This is a genomic window from Clostridium sp. (genome assembly GCF_036660475.1).
Taxonomy (GTDB): Bacteria; Bacillota; Clostridia; order Clostridiales; family Clostridiaceae; genus Clostridium_J.
This window is the reverse complement of record NZ_JAVXAO010000005.1, coordinates 18,632-39,575: the sequence shown is the minus strand read 5'-3', so window position 1 is coordinate 39,575 and position 20,944 is coordinate 18,632. Positions and strand designations below refer to the sequence as shown.

Below are 20,944 nucleotides of genomic sequence, written 5' to 3'. Positions count from 1 at the left end.
AAATAGAATTGTTATTTTAAACTTTTATATCATTAAAAGTAGTACCACCCTCAAGAACTAAAGTGTTAGTGTATCCGAAATATTTCAAACGATTTTGGAGCATATATGCTCGCTTACCTTTTGTACACACTAAGAGTAACTTTTCATCCTTGTTAAAATCCTCTAACTCTCCATTGACAGTTGTAAGATCTATGAAAGGAGCATTATTAATACTTGGGAATATAGATGTATCAATTACTTTGTAATCTTTAGCTTTTCCCAATAAGTAATCACTAGGGGTTATAGTATTGAAATCACCAGTAAGTTTATTTAATAAAATATTTACCGTATGTGATAAGGGATGAATTGCAGTTGAAAATGGGGGCGCATATGCTAAATCCATATTTTCAATGTCATCTAATGTAGCATTCATAACTATTGCAGTTACTGCGATATCTACCATTTTATCCACTGCACCCTTACCAAGAACTTGTAAGCCTAATAACTTTCTAGTGTTTTTGTCTGAGGTTAGTTTAACTATAAATGTTGATGAATCAGGGTAGTAGTGAGCTTTGTCATCTACAACGGTTACAACACTTACAACATCAAATCCAGCAGCAATTGCAGCCACTTCAGTTAATCCAGTTCTACCAACATTAAGTTCAGGTAATTTTGCTACACCAGTTCCAAGAACCCCACGGTAACTTAATTTAGCACCATTAATGTTTTTAGCAGCAATACGACCTTCAATGTTAGCAGAAGATCCCATTGGGGACCAAGTAGGAGCATTTGTGATTGCATTTATTACACATGCACAGTCGCCAATTGCATAAATATCTTCATCATTGGTTTGAAGGAACTGATTTACCTTGATAGTTCTATTTGGCATTAACTCTATGTCAGAGTTAGCTAGGAAATTTGTATTAGGACGTATGCCTATGGAAAGGATAACGGCATCTGCTTTCATAGAACGTTTCTCAGTTTTAATCTTCTCAACTTTATTTTCACCAAGAATAGCTTCTAATTTTGTTCCAGGAAAGCTAATTATTCCATGATTAGATAAATGATCTTCTACATATTGAGAAAATTCAGAATCAAAACCTGGTAATATATGAGGTGCCATATCTATAATAGAAACTTTAACCCCTTGAGTAGCCAAGTTTTCGGCAACTTCAAGGCCTATAAAACCTCCACCAACAACAACGGCACGTTTAATTTCACCGGCTTCAACAGATGCTCTTAGTGAAATAGCATCACTTGGAGTTCTCATAAAGAATACTCCTTTTAAATCTATACCATCTATCATAGGTTTAATTGGATCTGCCCCTGAAGCTATTACTAACTTATCATATTTATAATTATCAGCTTTATTTGTTTTTAAATCCAGAAATTCAACAGTTTTCTCTTTACGGTTAACATTTGTTACTTCAACCTCAGTTAATACATTTACTCCAGTTAACTTAGAGAAACTTTCGGGAGTATTTACAATTAATTGGTCACTTGCTGAAATTACATTGCCTACATAGTAGGGTAGTCCACAACCAGCATAAGAAATATCTTTGCCTTTAGTTAAAATTTGAACTTCATAGTCACGGTTTTCACGTTTTAATTTGGCGGCTACTTTAGTACCAGCAGCTACACCACCAATAATTAAAATCTTCATATTTTCACGCCCTTTGAATTTTTTCTAATTAAGGTTATAACATAAATATAGCACTTGTATATATATTGTTAAAGTTGTAATATCTTATGTTAATCATAGGTAAAACCTATCAATAAATTGTTCATTATGGTATATTTATAAAAAAAAGGAGGGAATAGAATGACGATAAGACATCTAAGAATATTTGTTGCAGTTGCAGATAGTGGGAAGATGAGTATAGCTGCAGCTAAGTTTTTTATCTCTCAACCAACTGTAAGTCAAACTATTAAAGAATTGGAAGAACACTATGGAGTGCTTCTATTTGAACGTTTTTGTAAGAAATTATATATAACAGAAGAAGGTATAAGATTACTTTCATATGCAAGACATTTAGTAAATGAATTTGATAGATTAGAAGAAAAAATGATTGAAGGAAACCATATTGAGAAACTTAGAATCGGTGCAACAGTTACCGTAGGAAATTGCATTCTTGGTGATATCATAAATAGGTTTAAGAAAAGAAACTCTCAGGTGGAAACTTATGCTTATGTAAATAATACAAAGATTATAGAAGAAAAATTATTAAAATCAGAATTAGATATTGCAATTGTAGAAGGTAAAGTTAAAAGTTCAGATTTAATATCTATTCCAGTGGTTAATGATTATCTTGTTCTTGTTTGCAGTAAAAAGCATGGATTAGCAAAAAAGAAAAAGATCAAATTGGAGGAACTTTCAAGAGTTAGCTTTGCTATGCGTGAGTCTGGTAGTGGGACAAGGGAGTTATTTGAAAATTATATGAAAGATAACGGGATTGAAATTAAAATTGTATGGGAAGGTAATTGTCCTGAAGCTATTAAGAAAACGGTAATAGAAAATCAATATTTTGCAGTTATGTCCGTTAGATTGATAGAATCTGAAGTTAAAAATGATGAAATTCATGTGATACAAAGTTCAGAATCAGCTTTTGATAGGTGTTTCAGCATTGTGTATCATAAAAATAAATTTATAAGTGGAGCAATGAAAGGTCTTATAGAAATGGTGGTGGACTACAACGATAAAGATATCCTTCAGGGAATTCAGACAGGTCGGTTGATAGTTTAAAATTAAAATGGTATATATTACATATTTCATGATATAATGTAGATATATTTTTAGAAGATGGAAGGTGGTATATTGGATAAACTACAGCTAGAAGAAAAATTAGAGAAAATTCAAGGCATAGTAGCATTAAGTAAATTTGGAAGTCATGGAACAGAGCATTGGATTGAAGGTAGAAGTGATATAGATATAGCGGTAATAGTGAAGCCTAATATATCATTTAAAGATACATTAAATATGGAAGATGAATTAGATGGGATTTTAAAATCATACTATGATTATGATAAAATGCATTTAACCTTTATTATGTTTAGTGATTTTCCATGTAAGTATGCGAGAATGGCAGTAGATAGTGATGAGCAGTACATTATTGATTATAATAACTGGTATGACTTTCAGCATTACGTATTAAAATATGCAAGAAATAATAGAGAGTTTGAAAAAATGCTTAAAGTTGATGAGCAGTACACTTATTTTGGAGGTATTATCGATGAGTCCATATTATAAATATAAGAAAGAAAAGTTTTTAGACAAATATAAATGTGCTACAGATACTTTAGAGGATTTAAAACTTTCTTTAGGGGAATATAGAAAAACAAATAGAAGAGTTCGCCTATTCTCAGATTATGTATTTGGATATATTTTTAGAGAGTAGTAAGGATAATGTTATATTAAAGTATAGAAGAACTATGGAATAGGTATAGAGTGAATAGACATCAGAAATGCTGTCTATTTTTATATAGTGTAAAAATGTTTATGATATGTAACAATTATCAAGCAACTAAAAAGGAGGGGTAAGGATGTTTGAATTTATATCTAAATTTGATAAATTATCAAATGATGTTCTTTACTTGAAAATAATTCAAAAATTTAAAGGCGATGAAGTTTTAATACCATTTTATTATTATGATATATATGAAAAGAAATCAAATGAAAAAGTTGGTAAAATCAGTATAAGAATTGGAGATAATTATCATTCCAAGTACAATGGACATATTGGATATGAAATTGATGATAAATTTAGAGGAAAGAGATATTCTTTTTATGCATCTCAATTAGTATTACAAGTAGCAGAAGAGCATGGCATGAAGAATATTTATATAACATGTGATGAATCCAATATTCCATCAAGAAAAATAATTCAACGGTTGGGTGGAGAATTAAAAGAAATTATTGATGTACCTAAAGATTATTTCGCATGGTATGAAGGTATAGAGAGACATTGCATATTTGAATTACAGTTATAAATGATTGGTTGATAATAATATTTATGAAGCAAAAGGGTGGAGAATTATGAAATCAATTTATGAGACTGAAAGGTTAGTTTTAAAAGTATTAGATGAAAGTGATACAGGTAAAGTATTAGATTATGTAACACGAAATAAGGATTATTTTAAGGCATTTGAACCTGCAAGAGCTGATGAATTTTATACTGTTGAATTTCAATCAAATGAATTAAGAACTGATTTAAATTATATTAAAGATAGAAGCATGCTAAAGCTTTGGATTTTCAACAAGGATAATATTGATAAAGTTATTGGATATGTTACATTTTATAATATAGTACCATATGCCTTTTTATCATGTCATATTGGATATAAATCAGATAAAGACATGGGGAATAAAGGTATTATAACAGAAGCAGTTATAAAGGGTGTTAAAATTATGTTTGAAGAATATAGAATGCATAGAGTAGAAGCACATGTGATGTCAAATAATAAACCATCTATAAGAGTGTTGGAAAAAATAGGCTTTTTAAATGAAGGGATTGCTCATAAGTTTTTGGAAGTAAATGGTGAATGGGAAGATCACCTACATTACTCATTGATAGATGAAGACTATTACACTCAATATGTTAACTAATAGGATACAAATTCACAGTGTAAGTTGAATTGCACTCCATTGTAACAATTTTTTAATGGCTGTATAATTTAAATATCAACAAGAATTTTTAAAAAGAGATGAAACTTCTTAATTTATGAAACAACATCTTGCAGATGCAATAATTAATACACCTGCATTTACTGTATTAAAAGAAAAAGAAGAATTTCAAATAATCCTAGAAGAATTAGAAAGTTTGTAAGTAATGGAGTTAGAATGTAATTGATACAGGTAATACCTCATATCAGAGATAGATATGAGGTATTTTCTTTTGTTGTTAATTAATATTTATAAATTTCAGGAGATTGACACAAAAGGAGAAGAAATAATATTATTTAAATAACAACATAACTATATTTTAATATATGTTATAATATGGATAAATAAAAGAGTAGGGAAAATATTGAAGGAATATAAATATATAAGGGTAATTTAAACTGAACAAAAAAGAGAGATGAATCATAGGTAGAGAAGAAATATTAGTTTTGAGAATAGGAGACAGTGAAAATGAATATAGAGAAATTAATTGAATTTACAAATCCATATTATGAAAATAAGGATATTATGCATAACATGTGGCATATTGAACTTATGCTTAAATGGGTTGATAAAATAATTAGTATAGGAGATTATAAAAGTGATTATGAAGCCTTAGTATTAGCAACATATTTTCATGGTTTTATATACTCGGATGAAAAACAAATTCGTGAGTGGATGAAATTGCAAAAATACAATGAAGATAGAATTGAAAAAATAATAGCTATTGCATGGGAATCACAGAGACCTGAAATTCCAACGTCACTTGAAGGTAAAATTTTGCATGATGCTCATGTACTAGAAGGTGGAAAAAACTACTTAATTACAAAGTCACTGATTACAGGATCAGTAAGGGGGCAGACACTTAAAGAGACAATTAAATACATGGAAGAAAATATACTTGGGTATAACCATTGTTATTTGACAGAAACAATTCCGTTGTGTAAAGCAATGAATGATTATTCAAGAGAGTTTATTGAACAATTGAAAACTGGGATTCGATAAAATATTTGAATGGAGGTATTAACCTATTTAGATATTTAATGATATAATCATTTTAAATAAACCTTAACAAAGAGGGTTACATTGAAAGAGTTAGATTAAATGAAAATGGAGTAATAGACGAAACTTAAAAGGAAACTTAAGTAATATGGCTGGTTTTAGAAATATTTTAGTTCATGATTATATGAAGTTAGATAGAGGTATTGTTTATAATATCATAAACAATAATCTAAAGGATATAGAAGAATTTATTATAGTAGTTGCAAGCTATATTTAAATTGGCCATAATCTTAACATACAATTTGAGAATAAATTTAATAATTGAAATCTAGAAGGATGTGAAGGATGACATCCTTTTTATTTTGAATTATTTGCAGGAAATTTGAAGTAGATATTAATTAAGCTATGATTTAAACTTAAATTGGCAATAATAAATTAATTAGGGATATAATAGTGGTAAGTTAATAACTTAAATTTGGGTTATATTATATTAAATATTGAATCAAGAAAAGCATTAATTTTAGAGGAGATAAGTATGAAAGATAAATATGTTAAGAAATCGAAGGAAGAGCTAAAAGAGATATTAACTAAGGAGCAATATGTTGTAACACAAGAAAATGGAACTGAACGTCCATATGGCAATGAGTATTGTGACCTTTATGAAGATGGGATATATGTTGATATTACAACAGGAGAACCATTATTTTCATCTACTTCAAAGTTTAATTCAGGTTGTGGGTGGCCAGCGTTTTCGAAACCTATAAGTAGAGGGTTTATAAAAGAGAAAGTTGATAAAACTCATGGAATGGTTAGAACGGAGGTTAGAAGTGAAACAGGAGATGCGCATTTAGGACATGTATTTTGTGATGGACCAGAGGACATGGGTGGACTTAGATATTGTATAAATTCAGCAGCTTTGAAGTTTATACCAAAATATGATATGAAGTCAGAAGGCTATGAAGAATATTTAGATTTACTCAATGAATAGAAGCATAGTGCTATAATTATCTATAAGGAGATGGGTACTATGGATATACATGTAGAAAGTAGAAAACTTATTAGAGAAACTTATAAAAACTTTAGATATAATTTTAAATCAGTAATTTTTTTCGAAGTATTATATAAGCTTCTCGCAATGTTCATTTTCATACCAATAAACTATTTAATTTTAAGCAAGTTCATGTCAGACATCGGAGTTTACAATATAACAAACAAGGATTTGTTGAAATTTGGATTAACTCCAGCAGGGGTTATGTACATATCTTTAATAGTGCTAGTTTCATTTATAGCAGTATTTATGGAAACAGGAATACTTACATATATGGCAAATAAATCTCATAAACAGGAGAGTGTAAGTCTTCTAGAAGGTACAGTTAACTCTATTAAGATAATACCTAAAGCTCCAAGCTTATACATGGTATGGCTTGTATTAATTTCAGCTGTAATAGGACCATTAACGGGAATAGGGTTATATAATTCATTAATAAGAACCCTTACTATTCCATCTTTTATAAAGATGGAACTTTTCAAATCACTAGGAGGAAAAATATTCTTCGTCGTAGCTATAATAATAATGATAATTTTACTATTAAGGTGGATATTATCAATACCAGCCATGGTAATTGAGGAGGTTTCCTTAAAAAAAGCGTTTAAAAGTAGTATAAAAATATATAAAGAAAGTAAATTTAAAATCCTAGGATATTTAATTTCATGGACTATTGTAAACTACTGCATAAAACTAATTTTACTTGGTGGATTTATGGGTATAGGAACCATTGTTCTTTCTATGCTGAAAAACATAGGTATTCTAGGGTGGATAGCAACAGTAGTAATGCTGATAATATTTTTTTGTGGATATATTATTATCGATGTATTAACTTTACCTTTATTTATATCATTTTTAATAGAAATATATTATAGATACAGAAACTATGATGTGAAGGAAAGGAGTTTTACTCCATTATCTTATTTTGAGGAAAGAGGAATATATAAGTTTTTTATTAAGAATAGTAACAAGATTATAATTGTAACTGTAGTTATATTTGGAATAATGGCAAGCGGCATAGGAGCTTCAGCGATATTTAATGAAGTGGTAGAAAAAGAAATTAAGATTACGGCGCACAGAGGTAGTAGTTTAAAGGCTCCAGAAAATAGTATTTCAGCATTGAAACAAGCTATAGAGGATGGTGCGGATTATGCAGAAATAGATGTTATGACTACGAAGGAAAATGAATTAGTATTATTCCATGATAGTACATTAAAACGAATAGATGGAACTAGTAGATCAATTGGCGATATGACATTAGAAGAAATTAACACCGTGGATAATGGATCCTATTTTAGTAGTGAGTTTAAGGATGAAAAAATTCCAACATTAAAAGAGATTATATCCATTGCAAAGGGGAAAATTAAGTTAAATATTGAGTTAAAGCCTAGGAATAGTGAGGATCTATTATCACAGTATGTGGCAAAGTTAATTACAGATGAACAAATGGAAGATGAAGTGGTAATATCATCTTTAGACTATGACAATATTCAGCAAGTTAAAGCATATAATCCACTAATAGAGGTTGGGTATATTTTAACCTTTGGTGTAGGAGATTTTACAAAATTAGATGTTGATTTTGTATCAGTTGAATATCAGATGTTAAAAAGGGAATTAGTTTATGGTATGCATGCAATAGGTAAGAAAGTTCATGTTTGGACAATAAATGATGAAGAGAGAGCTATTAATGCTATACGATTGGGCGCTGATAATATTATTACAGATTCCATTGAAACAATTGAATCTGTATCAAATAATTTAAAAGAAAATAAGGATGTAGATTATTTAACTTGGCTTTTTGATGCTATAAATTCTATAATAAAACATGTCAATATATAAACTTTAATTAAGAAGGTATAATTAAGAATGCAAAATTTAAAATTCAAGATTTAAATTAGGTATAAAATCCTTAAGGATTTTTAAAGGATAAAATATATAAATTTAATTCGAATATATAATTACAACAACAAATCAAAGATTTTAAGAAAAGATAAGGAGGGGTGAAAATATGTTTTGGTTTTCAGAAGAGAAAAATAAAAAGCCTAAGAGGGAACTGACCAAGTATGATGAACTAGAAGCTCTAGTTTGGGATTTTTTTAAACATAAGATTCCAAGACTTGGCTTTGAACAAAGAGAAGGACAAGAGGATATGGCTTTTGATATATGCAATTCCATAGCTGATAAGCAGCATACTATAGTTGAGGCTGGCGTTGGAATAGGAAAGTCCTATGCATATATAGTTCCTCTTCTTTATTATAATAAACTTTTTAACAAGCCTGTTATAATTGCAACTTCTACAATTGCACTTCAGGAGCAACTTATTCAAGATGTAAAAAGAATATCATCCTATATAAACCATAGACCAGAGGTGGTTCTTGCAAAGGGTATGACTCACTTTGCATGTAAAAGTAGAGCAGATAAATATTTAAAACCTAAGGTGAATAAAGGCCTTGATGAGGATGCAGAAACTCTTTATAGATACATATATGGTGGGAAAATAGATAGAAAAAATATTAATATGGATATAGATGAAGAGGTTTGGAGCAATGTTAAAGTAGAGATTACTGATCATAGTAAATGTAAACACTTTAAAAGCTGTAGGTTCATGGAGCTAAGAAGCGATATGCTAAATACTGAGGGTGTAATACTTTGTAATCAAGATTTGCTTACAGTACATTTACAAAAGCTAAGAAGGGGTCAAAAAGGTCTTTTGAATCCAGAGGTAGATTTAATTGTAGTAGATGAGGCGCATAACTTAGAAGAAAAAGTTAGGAGTTCACTTATAGAAAGTTACAATAAGAATAAAATAATAGCTATTCTCAGAGAAGCTAAGGATGGAATTAAAGATAAATATTTGAGAGAAAATGTTTATCAAAAAATTAACGAGCTAATAAGTGTGGTAAGTAAGATTTTTAATAGTCTTGATAAACAAATTAAATATCAGTTAGAGAAAAATAAGATGTCAGAAGATATGGAGAAGTTCTTCATAAATACACAGGATATTAGAACCTTAGTTGAAAATTCAGCTGATATAATTAAAAGTATTTATGAAATTATTAGAAGGTGTAGTGATAGTAGTGTATCAGATGATATTATAGATGAAGTAGAAAATATCAAGGAATTTTTTAAGGAGATGGCAGCGGAGAAGAGTAATAATTTATTTTGGTTACAGAAGGATAAATATGTAGAAATATTTGCTTGCCCTAAGAATATGAATCGTGAAATAAAATCCTTATACTTTGATAAAATGAAGACAACAATACTAACATCAGCTACTATTGCAGATAAGAATCATGGCACGGAAGAGGAAAGATATGAATATTTTATTAAAAGTACAGGATTCCCTGTGAAGGAAGGCTTTTTATCACCACAAAAATATTCGCCATTTCCATATAACAATAATTCTATTATATACTATACAGAAAACATGCCTCATCCAATAGAAGATAGAGAAAATTTTATAAAGGCAGCATCCAAGGAAATAGTGGAGCTCTTAGACATTACAAAGGGAAAATCCTTAATATTATTTACATCTAAAAAAGATTTAAATGAAGTTTATAAAATACTAAAAGATAAGAATTTGCCTTATAAATTACTACGGCAGAGAGCTACATCTTCCCAAGATGAAATCCTTGATGAATTTAAAAAAAATCAGGATTCGGTGTTATTAGCTACGGGAACCTTTTGGGAAGGAATAGATGTACCAGGGAAGGCACTATCAAACCTTATAATATTTAAGCTGCCATTTCCAGTACCAGACCCAATAATTGAATATAAGAGAAGCAAATCAAATGACTTTTTAATGGAGGTAAGTGTTCCACTTATGGTGGTTAAACTTAGACAAGGTGTAGGTCGATTAATTAGAAAGCACGAGGACAAGGGTATTGTAGCAATACTTGATTCTAGAATTGGAGATTTTTCAAAAAGTAGGTATAAGGATGTTGTATTTAATTCACTTCCTATAAAAAATAAAAGTAATAATATAGATAGAGTGAGAGAATTTTGGGAAATGATAAATTCCAAGTAGTAGGATAATTTGCATCATGAAGATAGGTAAGCTTAAGAAGAAAAATTATATGTAAAATTAAATCTAAATAAGGCACTAGTCATTTGATTTTCATAGGGTTTTATTATTAATTATTTTAAAATCATAATGGAATTAGTGTCATGATATATAACTAAACAAAATATACTTAATGTAACGATATGGATTACATTAAGTATTTTTTTATGTAAATTTATTTCTATGATTTCAAGTACAGTTTAAGTTATTTTGAGTAGACAGAAGTAAATTTGAAGATAAATCAAGTTTCAAATAAATATTGATTTTATATAGATGGAAATCAATATTTATTAACTAAGTAGAAATGGGGGGAGAACTTTGAAGGCAGGAATTGATGTAGGTTCAACAACAATTAAAGCTGTAGTTTTAGATAATTATGGAGATATTGTATATGAATCCTATGAGCGTCATTACTGTAAGATAACAGAAAAGACATCGGAGTTACTAAAGAAGATTATTGAAAAGTTTCCAGCTGAAAATTTTATGGATATTAGCATCTCAGGGTCAGCGGCAATGAAAATTGCAGAGATATGTGATATACCGTTTGTGCAAGAAGTATATGCCACAAGGATAGCAGCAACTCATTGTGAAAATCCTGTGGATGTGATTATTGAACTTGGGGGAGAAGATGCAAAAATATTATTTCTAGGGGATGATATGGAGGTTAGAATGAACGGTTCCTGTGCTGGTGGGACCGGTGCATTTATTGATCAAATGGCAACATTATTAAATATGTCTCTAGAGGAAATGAATGAAGCAGCAAAGAATTATAATAAGATTTATACAATAGCTTCTCGTTGTGGAGTTTTTGCTAAATCAGACGTTCAACCACTACTTAATCAAGGGGTAATGAAAAGCGATTTATCAGCTAGTATTTTCTTTGCGGTTGTAAACCAAACTATTGCGGGACTGGCACAAGGTAGAGCAATTAAAGGGAATATTTTATACTTAGGTGGACCATTAACATTTAATTCAGAGCTTAGAAAAGCTTTTGATACTACGATTAAAATAGATGGTACATGTCCTGATAAGGCATTATACTACGTTGCTTTAGGCGCTGCCTATTATGCAAATAAAAAAGTAGATATGAATGAAGCAATTTATATACTAGACAATTATAAGGAAGATGAAGGATATACTTCAGCTCAACCATTGTTTGTAAATCAACAAGAATATAAAGAATTTAAGGAAAGGCACCATAAAAATAAAATAAATTGCCACGGAGTTATTGGAAAAAATTCTACACTAACCATAGGAATAGATTCAGGATCTACTACTATAAAAATTGTAGCAATTAATGAGAATATGGAAATAGTATCTTTTGTTTATAAGCCTAACAGTGGAAATGCTGTTGAGGTTGTAAAGGAATATTTAATAGATTTATATAGTAAATATCCAGAGATAAAAATAGCTAGTGCTGCGGTAACTGGATATGGAGAAGCGTTGATAAAGAATGCTTTTCAAATTGATTATGGCATTGTTGAAACAGTGGCACACTTTACTGCGGCTAAATATTTTATGCCAGATGTAGATTTCATAATTGATATAGGTGGACAAGATATAAAATGTTTTAAGATACACAATGGAGAAATAGATAATATCTTTCTAAATGAAGCTTGCTCTTCTGGCTGTGGATCATTTTTACAGACCTTTGCCAATGCTCTTGGTTATTCCATGGAGGAATTTTCAAAGATGGGGTTGTTTTCAAAGAATCCGGTAGATTTAGGTTCAAGATGTACTGTGTTTATGAATTCTTGTGTAAAGCAGGTACAAAAGGATGGAGCAACTATAGAAGATATTTCAGCTGGATTATCCCTTAGTGTTGTTAAGAATGCACTTTACAAAGTTATTAGGGCAAGTAGTCCTGAGTCCTTAGGCAAAAACATTGTAGTACAAGGTGGAACTTTTTTAAATGATGCAGTACTTCGTGCTTTTGAGCAGGAATTAAAGGTTCATGTACTTAGGCCTACAATTGCGGGGTTAATGGGTGCTTATGGAGCTGCGTTATTTGCAAAGAGTAAGTGCAAAAAGCAGAGTTCTATAATTAATAAAACAGATTTAAAGGAATTTCATCAGAATACAAAGGTTGCAAATTGTGGATTATGTAGTAATCACTGCAGGTTAACTGTTAATGATTTTGGGTTTAACCGTAAATATATCGGTGGAAATCGTTGTGAAAGACCTACCAATAAAGGTGAAAACAAAGAATCATTAAATATTTATGAGTATAAAAGAGATTTATTAGATAGGTATACTGAAACTCGTGGTAAGGGAACACGAGGGAAAATTGGTATACCTATGGGGCTTAATATCTATGAGCTATATCCATTTTGGCATAAGTTCTTTACAACCCTTGACTTTCAAGTTGTAAAATCAGAAAATTCTTCAAGGGAGTTATACCTGAAGGGACAAAATACAATACCTTCAGATACAGTATGTTTCCCAGCTAAATTAATCCATGGACATGTACAATCACTAATTGAGGGTGGCATAAAAACAATATTTTACCCATGCATGTCTTATAATATGAAGGAAGCAGATTGTGACAACTGTTTTAATTGTCCAGTAGTAGCTTATTACTCAGAAGTTATTGAGGGAAACATGGCTGATGTTTCAAAGGTAACATATATTCACGACCATATAGGAATTCATAGACCAAAGGATTTACCAGTGAAGCTTCATGAAATATTATCTAAATATTTCAATGGGATTTCTTTAAAAGAAGTGAAACAGGCTACTAAATTTGCATATGAAGAGTATTATAAATATCTAGATAAAGTAAAAATTAGGGGAAATGAAATAATAGCGAAGGCGGAAAAAGAAAATAGAGACATTATTCTGTTAGCAGGTAGGCCATATCATATAGATAGTGAAATTAACCATGGTATCGATAAACTAATTAACAGCTATGGGGTTGCAATTATATCTGAAGACATAATTTGTGATAAGGTTTCTAAAATAAAACTTAATGTGCTAAATCAATGGACATATCATTCAAGGCTATATAAAGCAGCACAGTATATTACAGATAAGCCTAATATGAATTTAGTACAGCTCGTGTCCTTTGGCTGTGGAGTTGATGCAATAACAACGGATGAAGTAAGAGATATATTAGAAGATTCAAATAAAATATATACTCAAATAAAAATAGATGAAATTACTAATCTCGGAGCGGTAAAAATAAGACTTCGTAGTTTATTTTCAGCAATACATCAAGAAGGGGATGATCGTTGTAATGAATAAACAAGGAAAACTGTCATTAAAATTTAATCATGATAAATTCAATGAGATTAAAGAGATATTGAAATTTAAGGGTAGCAATGTAAATGAAACTAATGAAAATTATAAAGTCATATTCACAAAGGAAATGAGGAAGGATTACACTATATTGATGCCGGACATGGCACCGATACATTTTAAACTTATTAAGAATGTATTTTTAAATAGCAAGTATCATGTAGAACTGTTAACAAACAATGGGGAGGCTGTAGTTCAGGCAGGTTTAAAATATGTCCATAACGATACTTGTTATCCGGCATTATTAGTTATTGGACAAATGATTGATGCTTTAAATAGTGGTAAATATGATATAAATAAAACTGCTTTAATTATCACACAAACAGGTGGTGGGTGTAGAGCTTCAAATTATATATTTCTTTTAAGGAAGGCTTTAAAAAAGGCGGGATATGGGCAAGTACCTGTAATATCATTAAATCTTTCAGGAATGGAAAAAGGAAGTGGATTTAAAGTTACTTTATCAATGGTACACAAAATGCTAGCAGCTCTTATATATGGTGATGTTTTAATGCATTTAAGTAATCAAGTAAAACCTTATGAAATAAATATAGGGGACAGTAGGGATATAATAAATAAGTGGATAGATTTGTTGACGTTGCAATTTAAAACAAATAAAGGTTACTCACTTAAACAGATTAAAAGGAATATGGACAGTATAGTTAAAGATTTTTCTGATATTAAAGTGAATAAAACTCCTAAGGTGAAAGTGGGAATTGTAGGGGAAATATATATTAAATATGCTAGACTAGGAAACAATGACCTAGAAGCATTCTTAGAATCTCAAGATTGTGAAGTTATGATTCCAGGTATTTTAGGATTTATATTTTACTGCATTTACGAAAGGATTGATAATATAAATCGTTATGGAGGTAGTAAAATACAAAGATTCTTAGTGCAGAAGTTTATGAACTACCTACTAAAAATTGAAAATTTGACAATAGCCTCAGTGAAAACAAATTCCACGTTCATACCACCAGCTTCATTCTTAAAAACAAAGGCATTAGTTAAAAATGTGGTATCGCATGGAAACAACATGGGTGAGGGTTGGTTACTTACAGCAGAAATGTTAGAACTAGCAGAGCTGGGTTATAACAATATTATCTGTACGCAACCCTTTGGATGTTTACCAAACCACATCGTTGGTAAAGGCATGGTGAGAAAGATAAAGAATTTGCATCATAATATAAACATCGTACCCATAGATTATGATCCAAGTGCAACTAAAGTAAATCAAGAAAATAGGATTAAATTAATGCTAGCAATAGCAAGGGAGAACCTTGATGGTGTAGAAAATAACATTAAATCTAAGGAAATAGAAAATGGTAAGATGATATCTTTGACGTAGGGGGTTATATGAAAATATAAACACTAACAATTGGATTATTAATTACTTATAGGTAGTAAAAAGAAGTAGATAATGAAAATTTCAATTTACCATTAGATTTGATAGTAGTTCAACTTGTAATAATATTGATGATATAAATTTTTTAGCTATAAGTTGAATTGGCTTACGCTTGGTGGTAGGCCAATTTTTTTTTGAGTATACTGTGGAGAAATGAAACATTTTTTAATTATAATACCATATTCAATCAGTGTGAGGTATAATAATACAATGATGATTCAAATTATAATAATTGAGATTATTTGTAAATAGAGTGCGAGAGGGTTTATACAAATATTTTTTCAATATCAAAACGCTTTTCAAAACTAGAAACAGACAGAATAAGTTATATTTAAGCAGTACATTATAAAAAAATAAATATATGTATATTTTGTGATAAAATAGATATACATATAAATTTAAACAAATTAAATAGGGGGAAGTTACGTGGGAAAATCTAAAATAAAAGGCGAATCATTGAATATGTCTAAGTTAGTAAGAATTTTACTTCCAGAAATTCAAGTGATAGATCATATAAAAGAAAATGGAATAATAAATAAAGAGCATTTTAAAAAGAATAAAAAAGGATTAAGTAGTGCTATTACAAATGCTAAGAGTCAGGTTGGTAAAAAAGTTGCTTCTAACATTTCAAATACAATGGATTCAACGATACAATCAGTTCAAAATGTATCAAGCCAATCCAAAAATAATACAGGTAGTAAATCAGAAGTTAGCAACAATTCAAAATTAAATAGCAACATAAATAAGCAAGAATTGGATGATGCTTTTAACATAGTAGAAAACAAGCTTTCAGATTACGTGCTTGGTCAAAAGGAATACCTATCTAAACTAACAATTGCGTTTAAAAGACCATTTGTATATGGAAAGAAAGATGATGTAAGTAACACTATATTTATAACAGGGCCTAAGGGATCGGGTAGACACTTATCAGTAAAAGCAATAACTAAGTTTCTAAAAGAACAAAAAGTAATAAAGGGAAATGGAGTATGCTCAATAGATCTTTCAAAGTACAATCTTGAAAAAGATGCAGACAATTTGTTTTTGACAGATATTTACAATGCGCTTTATGGGAGCGAAAAGGTGGTTGTATTTGATAATTTCGAAAAGTGCCATCAGAGTGCAATAGATTTACTTAGTAAACTTGTAATAGATGAGAAACTTAAACTAAATAGAAGGTATACGGATCAGCTAGGTAAGATGGTAGATGTTACAGGTAAAGGGAACCTTACTTTAAATATTACTGATGAAATACTAGCAAATGGAAAGTATTTGATTTTTATAACTGAAAAAAATGAAGAGAGCATTAGAAATACATTCTCAAATAATTTCATGAAAAAAGTACATGACATTATAGGTACTGTAGAACTTGATATAGCGAGTCTATCTCTAATTTGTAAGTTCATATTAAATGACTATAAAACAAAGATAAATGACAATTTACATGTGTCTATAAACTTTAATAATGTAGCATTAGATTATACACTTAAAAATTTTAACAAGAGTATAGGCGCACAGGGGCTAGGTGAATGTGTAGAAAAAAATATATATGCTCCTTTAGTTGAATTAGAATTAATAGGAAAAATAAATAGTGATTATGAATATGAATTAAAACAAGAAAATGATGCTTTAGTGATAGTTAATCAACTAGAGACTATAGAATTACATTCTGTAGTAAAATTTGATGAATCAGATAATTTAGATGAGTTAAACAAAGAGCTTGATAATATGATAGGACTAAGTAGTGTTAAGCAGTTTATAAAGAAATTAGAAGATAATATAAAAGTTCAGAATATAAGAAAAAATTATGGGACTAAGGAAGCTAAGTTATCATTGCACATGATATTTACAGGAAATCCAGGTACAGGTAAGACTACTATGGCTAGAATAATGGCTAAATATTTAAAAACACTTGGGTATTTATCTAGTGGTCACTTAGTTGAGGTTTCAAGGAATGATTTAGTAGGTCAGTACGTTGGAGAAACGGCACAAAAGACTATGAGTAAAGTAAACTCTGCAATGGGAGGTATCTTATTTATAGATGAGGCTTATGCTATAGCTAGAGATGAAAACGATATTTTTGGGATAGAAGCAGTCGATACCATTGTAAAAGCAGTAGAGGATAATAGAGATAACTTGGTAGTTATATTAGCAGGGTACACTAAGGAAATGGAAGGTTTTCTAAATATAAATAGTGGGCTTAAGTCTAGATTTAATTACAATGTTGAATTTGAAGATTATACATCTAGTGAATTACTTGAAATATCTAAGGTAATAGCAAAAGCAAATGGATATGCACTAGATGAAAACTTAGATGATAATTTACTAGAACTATTTGATGGTAAGCAAATAAAAGGTAAAAATGATAGTGGTAACGGTAGACTAGCAAGAAATATAATAGAGCAAGCTATTGCAAATCAATCAAACAGATTAGCTAAATTAAGTGAAAAAGATATAAATGAAGATGAAATAAATAAACTTACAATAGGTGACTTTGGACTAGATAAGAAAGAAATTTTTAATATTCAGGAAGAACTAAGTAGGGTGGTTGGACTAGAGAATGTAAAAGAATTTGTAAGGGATTTAGAAAAGCAACTAATAGCAAAAGAGAAGAGAAAGCAAGTTGGTGTAAGCATAGAATCATCTCAGTCGCTTAATATGATATTTATAGGCAACCCAGGAACTGGTAAGACTACAGTTGCAAGACTTATAAGTAATCTTATGAAGAATATGGGAATGCTGAAATCAGGTAAAGTTGTAGAGACTGATAGAAGTGGTCTTGTAGGACAATATGCAGGTGAAACTACTAAAAAAACAACAGAGGTATTTAAATCAGCCTTAGGCGGAGTATTATTTATAGATGAAGCTTATGCATTAATGTCTTCTGAAAATGACCCTTTAGGGAAAGAAGCAGTGGATACTTTAGTTAAACTTGTAGAAGATTTTAGAGAAGATATAGTAGTAATACTTGCAGGTTACGATAAAGAAATGAAAGACTTTTTAAATACAAACTCAGGATTAAAATCTAGGTTTCCTTTAAGTGTAAATTTTAAAGACTATGATATAGCTGAGTTAGTGGAGATTGGAAAGTTAATGATAAAGAGTAAAGGTTTTATCTTAGCAGGAAACTCAGAAGATGAGCTTGAAGATGTAATAAAAAAAGAAAAGCAAAAGAGTGGATCTCAATTTGGAAATGGAAGAATGGTAAGAAATATAGTAGAAAAGGCAATAAGAGAGCAATCATCAAGAATTGCAGACTTAGATATAATTGATGAAAATTCAGCTGTATTATTAACAGAAGAAGATTTTGGAATCTGTGTTAAATCAAAAGAAATATTCAACTTAGATGAGAAGTTAAATGAAGTTGTGGGACTTAATGAAGTTAAAGATTTTATAAGAAGTCTTCAAGCACAACTTAAAATAAGAGAGCAGAGAAAAACACTAGGGTTACAAGTGGATGAATCTCAAACTCTTCATATTATATTTAAAGGGAATCCAGGGACAGGCAAGACTACAATGGCAAGAATAGTTGGAGAAGTCTTATATAGTATAGGAGTACTTAGTAGTAAAGCTTTTGTTGAAACTGATAGAAGTGGATTAGTTGCTGGATATGTAGGTCAAACGGCTATAAAAACTAAAGAAAAAATAGAGTCATCACTTGGAGGGATATTATTTATTGATGAGGCTTATGCTCTAGCTCAGGATGCTGGAAGTGGCAGTGGATTTGGAAAAGAAGCTATAGACACATTAGTAAAGATGATGGATGATAATCGAGATAATTTACTAGTTATACTGGCTGGATATAGCAATGATATGGATATGTTTTTAGATACTAATCCAGGTTTAAAGTCTAGATTCGCAAATATTATAGAATTTAAAGATTATTCAGTTGAAGATCTATTAACTATTGCAGAAAATTTATTTAAGAGCAAAGGCTATATTATAACTAAAGAGGCTAGATTGAAGTTACAGGATATATTTAAAACAGCTTATAAAGTTTCTGATTTTGGAAATGGAAGATATGTGAGAAATATATTCGAGAAAGCTATCAGGAATCAAGCAGTAAGGCTTGAAAAAATTGATAATATAACTAAAGAGCATCTTATTTTAATTGAAGCATGTGATGTATCTAAGGTTAATTTATAGAAAGAGGTGATAATATGAAATTTATATCTAATATAATAGGAAATTTAATAACAGTAGCTTATGGATTAATTTGTATGCCAGTATTGATACTTATGTCTGTTTTATTGCCTATTATGTCTACAGTAGATGCTTTTAAAATAATAAGTACAGGCTACACCGTTTATGGTGACCATATTGGGTTACTTATAAGTATTTCCATGATTATGTATCTTTCTTTAAGATTTAGAGCTTTAAGAAGAATATATAGCATTTTTCCATCCTTATTTGAAACTCTTAAATATTTAATTATGTCAAGTATATTTATAGGTTTAGGAGTTGAGATATTAAATTGGAGTTATACAACGTTAACACCAAGTAGAAAAGTTTTGGGTATAGTATCATTTATAATATCACTAGTACTATGGAGAATGTTTGCATCCATATATTATAGAAAAAAACCTCTTTCAAAAATTATGTTAGAAACTCCAGAAAAAATGGAAAATTATAATGAAGGGTTTAGGTAGGGGAGGTTATTATGAAAAAGTTTAATGAAAATACGCAGACTGATTTTGAAAAATTAGGTGATACTAAGGTAAATGATGTGAAAAATACAAGGGAAGATAAAAACATACATTTAGATAAAATAGATATATCAGAAGAAGGTTTATATAAACAACTTAAAGCTGATGATGACAAAGAGGAAGAAAAGAAAGATGAGTATATAAATCCTTCTATGAAAAAGTTTAGAATAGTTATAGGTGGTCTCTGCTTAGCTATATTTGTATTATTTATGTTTCAGGGGACACCTAATAAGACATATAAAGATAATTTAACAGCCGGAGCTATAGAAAATGTAAACATAGGAGATATATTAAGTAAAGAAGCTTTAAAACTAGATGCAAAGGATGCATCTATAGAAATTTCAAATGGATTTGGGAACTTAGAAATTTCAATCTGGAACTTTGTAGAAAAAGAAGATAATGACTATGTTCAAGTACTTATAGATGGAGTATCACAAGGAGCACCTTTTTCAATTAGACATAAGCCAGTAAAAGTAAGTGTTCCAGATAAAGCTGTTATCCAAGTACAAGGGGTAAGAGATGGAAGCAATAATGGTATTACCTATGCTGTACATTTTAATAAAACAGGGGACACATATTTAAACACAGTACCATTAAATGCTATGAATAATTATACAATTATAAGCAAATAGGTATATTTATAGAAATATTATATAAGTTGTAAAATCTGGACAATAAAATCATTAGATGATATGTTTACATTTACGCTGTATATGGACAAGGTTTCAGAGCTATGTGGTAATTTAATATTATAAATTGAAGATAAAAACCCCTTTAACATTCATTTAGATAATGT

The 20,944-nt window shown here is 29.9% G+C and carries 16 protein-coding genes; 15 read left to right on the top strand and 1 reads right to left on the bottom strand.

The annotated features are described in order from the left end of the window. Window positions 1–16: 16 nt before the first annotated feature. The gene (locus tag RSA29_RS08505; protein WP_346943243.1) at window positions 17–1,642 is read right to left on the bottom strand and encodes an FAD-dependent oxidoreductase; all 1,626 of its coding nucleotides are present in this window, start codon (window positions 1,640–1,642) and stop codon (window positions 17–19) included. A 159-nt stretch (window positions 1,643–1,801) separates the two neighbouring features. Here RSA29_RS08505 and RSA29_RS08500 point away from each other — a divergent pair, with 159 nt between their 5' ends. The 15 genes from RSA29_RS08500 to RSA29_RS08430 all read left to right on the top strand — a co-directional run bounded on the left by RSA29_RS08500 (window position 1,802) and on the right by RSA29_RS08430 (window position 20,780). Further along, on the top strand, window positions 1,802–2,722 hold the full coding sequence (locus RSA29_RS08500) for a LysR family transcriptional regulator (RefSeq protein ID WP_346943244.1): 921 nt from the start codon (window positions 1,802–1,804) through the stop codon (window positions 2,720–2,722). A 72-nt stretch (window positions 2,723–2,794) separates the two neighbouring features. Then, window positions 2,795–3,226, top strand: coding sequence for a nucleotidyltransferase domain-containing protein (locus RSA29_RS08495; protein ID WP_346943245.1), 432 nt, complete (start codon window positions 2,795–2,797; stop codon window positions 3,224–3,226). Beyond that, window positions 3,210–3,374: a hypothetical protein gene (locus RSA29_RS08490; RefSeq protein WP_346943246.1), complete on the top strand. Its 165-nt coding sequence runs from the start codon at window positions 3,210–3,212 to the stop codon at window positions 3,372–3,374. Before RSA29_RS08495 ends, RSA29_RS08490 begins: the two co-directional genes overlap by 17 nt. A gap of 145 nt (window positions 3,375–3,519) precedes the next feature. Further along, entirely contained in the window at window positions 3,520–3,966 is a 447-nt protein-coding gene (locus tag RSA29_RS08485) for a GNAT family N-acetyltransferase (RefSeq protein WP_346943247.1), read from the top strand. Window positions 3,967–4,012: 46 nt separating this feature from the next. Continuing rightward, on the top strand, window positions 4,013–4,582 hold the full coding sequence (locus RSA29_RS08480; RefSeq protein ID WP_346943248.1) for a GNAT family protein: 570 nt from the start codon (window positions 4,013–4,015) through the stop codon (window positions 4,580–4,582). Window positions 4,583–5,107: 525 nt separating this feature from the next. Continuing rightward, entirely contained in the window at window positions 5,108–5,641 is a 534-nt protein-coding gene (locus RSA29_RS08475) for a hypothetical protein (RefSeq protein ID WP_346943249.1), read from the top strand. A gap of 145 nt (window positions 5,642–5,786) precedes the next feature. Beyond that, on the top strand, window positions 5,787–5,915 hold the full coding sequence (locus RSA29_RS08470; RefSeq protein ID WP_346943250.1) for a HepT-like ribonuclease domain-containing protein: 129 nt from the start codon (window positions 5,787–5,789) through the stop codon (window positions 5,913–5,915). Window positions 5,916–6,173: 258 nt separating this feature from the next. Further along, on the top strand, window positions 6,174–6,626 hold the full coding sequence (msrB, locus tag RSA29_RS08465) for a peptide-methionine (R)-S-oxide reductase MsrB (protein ID WP_346943251.1): 453 nt from the start codon (window positions 6,174–6,176) through the stop codon (window positions 6,624–6,626). 39 nt (window positions 6,627–6,665) lie between these two features. After that, a complete protein-coding gene (locus tag RSA29_RS08460) occupies window positions 6,666–8,522 on the top strand; it encodes a glycerophosphodiester phosphodiesterase family protein (protein ID WP_346943252.1) in 1,857 nt (618 codons plus the stop codon). A gap of 169 nt (window positions 8,523–8,691) precedes the next feature. Further along, window positions 8,692–10,710, top strand: coding sequence for an ATP-dependent DNA helicase (locus tag RSA29_RS08455; RefSeq protein ID WP_346943253.1), 2,019 nt, complete (start codon window positions 8,692–8,694; stop codon window positions 10,708–10,710). A 354-nt stretch (window positions 10,711–11,064) separates the two neighbouring features. Further along, window positions 11,065–13,989, top strand: a complete 2,925-nt coding sequence (locus tag RSA29_RS08450) for an acyl-CoA dehydratase activase (protein ID WP_346943254.1) — start codon at window positions 11,065–11,067, stop codon at window positions 13,987–13,989. After that, window positions 13,982–15,388, top strand: a complete 1,407-nt coding sequence (locus tag RSA29_RS08445) for a 2-hydroxyglutaryl-CoA dehydratase (RefSeq protein ID WP_346943255.1) — start codon at window positions 13,982–13,984, stop codon at window positions 15,386–15,388. The genes RSA29_RS08450 and RSA29_RS08445 overlap by 8 nt, the downstream gene beginning before the upstream one ends. Before the next feature lie 483 nt (window positions 15,389–15,871). Then, on the top strand, window positions 15,872–19,588 hold the full coding sequence (locus tag RSA29_RS08440; protein WP_346943256.1) for an AAA family ATPase: 3,717 nt from the start codon (window positions 15,872–15,874) through the stop codon (window positions 19,586–19,588). A gap of 14 nt (window positions 19,589–19,602) precedes the next feature. Next, on the top strand, window positions 19,603–20,091 hold the full coding sequence (locus RSA29_RS08435) for a hypothetical protein (protein ID WP_346943257.1): 489 nt from the start codon (window positions 19,603–19,605) through the stop codon (window positions 20,089–20,091). An 11-nt stretch (window positions 20,092–20,102) separates the two neighbouring features. Beyond that, the gene (locus RSA29_RS08430; RefSeq protein WP_346933684.1) at window positions 20,103–20,780 is read left to right on the top strand and encodes a hypothetical protein; all 678 of its coding nucleotides are present in this window, start codon (window positions 20,103–20,105) and stop codon (window positions 20,778–20,780) included. Window positions 20,781–20,944: the final 164 nt, after the last annotated feature.

Bases quoted from the DNA above. Each gene is read 5' to 3' on its own strand.
- RSA29_RS08505 (WP_346943243.1), bottom strand. From the start codon at position 1,642: ATGAAGATTTTAATTATTGGTGGTGTAGCTGCTGGTACTAAAGTAGCC.
- RSA29_RS08500 (WP_346943244.1), top strand. From the start codon at position 1,802: ATGACGATAAGACATCTAAGAATATTTGTTGCAGTTGCAGATAGTGGG.
- RSA29_RS08490 (WP_346943246.1), top strand. From the start codon at position 3,210: ATGAGTCCATATTATAAATATAAGAAAGAAAAGTTTTTAGACAAATAT.
- RSA29_RS08485 (WP_346943247.1), top strand. From the start codon at position 3,520: ATGTTTGAATTTATATCTAAATTTGATAAATTATCAAATGATGTTCTT.
- RSA29_RS08480 (WP_346943248.1), top strand. From the start codon at position 4,013: ATGAAATCAATTTATGAGACTGAAAGGTTAGTTTTAAAAGTATTAGAT.
- RSA29_RS08475 (WP_346943249.1), top strand. From the start codon at position 5,108: ATGAATATAGAGAAATTAATTGAATTTACAAATCCATATTATGAAAAT.
- RSA29_RS08470 (WP_346943250.1), top strand. From the start codon at position 5,787: ATGGCTGGTTTTAGAAATATTTTAGTTCATGATTATATGAAGTTAGAT.
- msrB (WP_346943251.1), top strand. From the start codon at position 6,174: ATGAAAGATAAATATGTTAAGAAATCGAAGGAAGAGCTAAAAGAGATA.
- RSA29_RS08460 (WP_346943252.1), top strand. From the start codon at position 6,666: ATGGATATACATGTAGAAAGTAGAAAACTTATTAGAGAAACTTATAAA.
- RSA29_RS08455 (WP_346943253.1), top strand. From the start codon at position 8,692: ATGTTTTGGTTTTCAGAAGAGAAAAATAAAAAGCCTAAGAGGGAACTG.
- RSA29_RS08445 (WP_346943255.1), top strand. From the start codon at position 13,982: ATGAATAAACAAGGAAAACTGTCATTAAAATTTAATCATGATAAATTC.
- RSA29_RS08435 (WP_346943257.1), top strand. From the start codon at position 19,603: ATGAAATTTATATCTAATATAATAGGAAATTTAATAACAGTAGCTTAT.
- RSA29_RS08430 (WP_346933684.1), top strand. From the start codon at position 20,103: ATGAAAAAGTTTAATGAAAATACGCAGACTGATTTTGAAAAATTAGGT.